At 64.2% G+C, this 2,094-nt stretch carries 1 protein-coding gene; it reads left to right on the top strand.

The annotated features are described in order from the left end of the window. Positions 1-109: 109 nt before the first annotated feature. Entirely contained in the window at positions 110-1,993 is a 1,884-nt protein-coding gene (locus EOA28_RS33650; protein WP_128315740.1) for an ABC transporter ATP-binding protein, read from the top strand. Positions 1,994-2,094 lie beyond the last annotated feature (101 nt).

The raw sequence follows: 2,094 nt of genomic DNA, 5'->3' as shown, positions 1-2,094 counted from the left end.
GCGCAGCTCTGGCAACGCCAGTCGGGCGGCTTCTTGCTCGACGAGGCGCCGGCCGAGGCCGCCAACGACATCGGGGCCAAGGGTCAAGCTGCAGAATGATGGCCACCGCATGATGACAGCCGTCTATCGCTGGTTCGAGCGTTGGGTCTATCCGTTCCGCGAGCCGGCGAACCTTCGGCCACCGACCGGTGTCGGCGGCTTCCTCTGGCACTATGTCGGACAGGCGAAGCTTGCCTTCTTCGCCATGCTGATCATCGGCGGCATCGCGCCGCTGGTCGAGGCCGGCCTGTTCTATTTCGTCGGCAGGCTGGTCGATATACTCGACCAGTTGCCCGGCGAGCGCAGCTGGCACGCGCTCTGGGCCGCGGCCGGACCTGAGCTCTTGTTCATGGGCGCGGTGGTGCTCGTCATCCGCACGGCCGTCGTCGGCCTGTCGGCGCTGGTCGACGAGCAGACGATCACGCCCGGCTTCTACAACTTGGTGCGCTGGCAGGCGCACCGGCATGTCTCGCGCCAGTCCTATGCCTTCTTCCAGAACGATTTCGCCGGCCGCATCGCGACAAAAGTCTGGCAGGCGGGGCAGGCAACGGGCGACCTGATGGAAAGTTTCATCGAGGTCATCTGGTTCATGATCATCTATACTGTGACGACGCTGGCGCTGGTCGCCGGCCTGGACCTCAGGCTGGCGGTTCTGGTGGTGGTCTGGATCGCCGTGTTCGGCTGGCTGGCCAAACTCTATCTGCCGCAGATCCGCAAGAACGCCGAGGCGACGGCCGAGGCCGGGTCGATGATCACCGGCCGGATCGTCGATTCCTACTCCAACGTGCAGACGCTGAAGCTGTTCTCGGCGGATGGCGACGACCGCTACATCAGGAACGGTTTCGACATCTATCTCGACGCGCTTCGTCCGTTCACGCGCCGTCTGACCGGCGTGCGCATGGCGCTGACGACGTTGTCGGGCGTCATGATCACCGTGATCGCCGGCTTCGCCATCTATCTCTGGGTCGAAGGCTCGATCACGGTCGGCGCTGTCGCCTTCACGCTTTCTCTCGTCCTCAGGCTCAACATGCTGCTTGGAAGAGTGATGATGCAGCTCAACGGCATTTTGCGAAATCTCGGTGTGCTGGAGAATTCCAAGGCGATGATCTCGCAGCCGCTCGGCCTCACCGACGCCCCGGATGCAAAGGAACTGATCGTCACCGGCGGCCGCATCGACGTCAGCAACGTCACCTTCCATTACGGCAAGAGGGCAGGAGTGCTCGACGGCATCAACCTTGTCGTGCGTCCGGGCGAGAAGGTCGGCCTTGTCGGCCCGTCCGGCGCCGGCAAGACGACCTTGACCAATCTGATCCTGCGCCTCTACGACTTGGAAGGCGGCCGGATCCTGATCGACGGCCAGGATATCGCGCATGTGACGCAGAACTCGCTGCGCGGAAATATCGGCGTGGTCAGCCAGGGCACCGCGCTGTTCCACCGCTCGCTGCGCGACAACATCAAGCTCGGCATGCCGGATGCCACCGACGCGCAGGTGATTGCCGCGGCCCAAAAGGCCGAGGCGCATGACTTCATCCTGGGATTGCGCGACACCAGAGGCCGCGCCGGCTACGAGGCCTATGTCGGCGAGCGCGGCGTGAAACTTTCCGGCGGCCAGCGGCAGCGCGTGGCGATCGCACGCGTCTTCCTCAAGGACGCGCCGATCCTCATCCTCGACGAGGCGACCTCGGCGCTCGATTCGGACATCGAGGCTGCGATCCAGGAAAATCTGACCCGCCTGATGGAAAACAAGACGGTGATCGCCATCGCGCACCGGCTCTCCACCATCGCGGCGCTCGATCGGCTGGTGGTGCTCGACGGCGGCCGCATCGTCGAGCAGGGCACGCATGACGAGCTGGTGGCGCTCGACGGGCTCTATGCACGGCTGTGGAAACGGCAGTCGGGCGGCTTCCTGTTCAATGAGGAAAGCGCGCTGGAAGAGACGCGGCCGGCGGAGTAGAACGGCATCATGTCGGTACGCATGCCCACAAACTTTGGACGGTCAGGCGCGCAGGAAAGCGCGCTCGACCTGCTCGGCCACGAAATCCTTGCCGAAAAGGC

It is taken from the genome of Mesorhizobium sp. M2A.F.Ca.ET.067.02.1.1 (assembly GCF_004023285.1).
In the GTDB taxonomy this organism is placed as follows: Bacteria; Pseudomonadota; Alphaproteobacteria; order Rhizobiales; family Rhizobiaceae; genus Mesorhizobium.
Note: the sequence above shows the minus strand (reverse complement) of the source record. Positions and strands in the feature narration are given on the sequence as shown.

What these genes read in the sequence shown, in the direction of transcription:
- EOA28_RS33650 (WP_128315740.1), top strand. Translation starts at nt 110, where the DNA reads ATGATGACAGCCGTCTATCGCTGGTTCGAGCGTTGGGTCTATCCGTTC.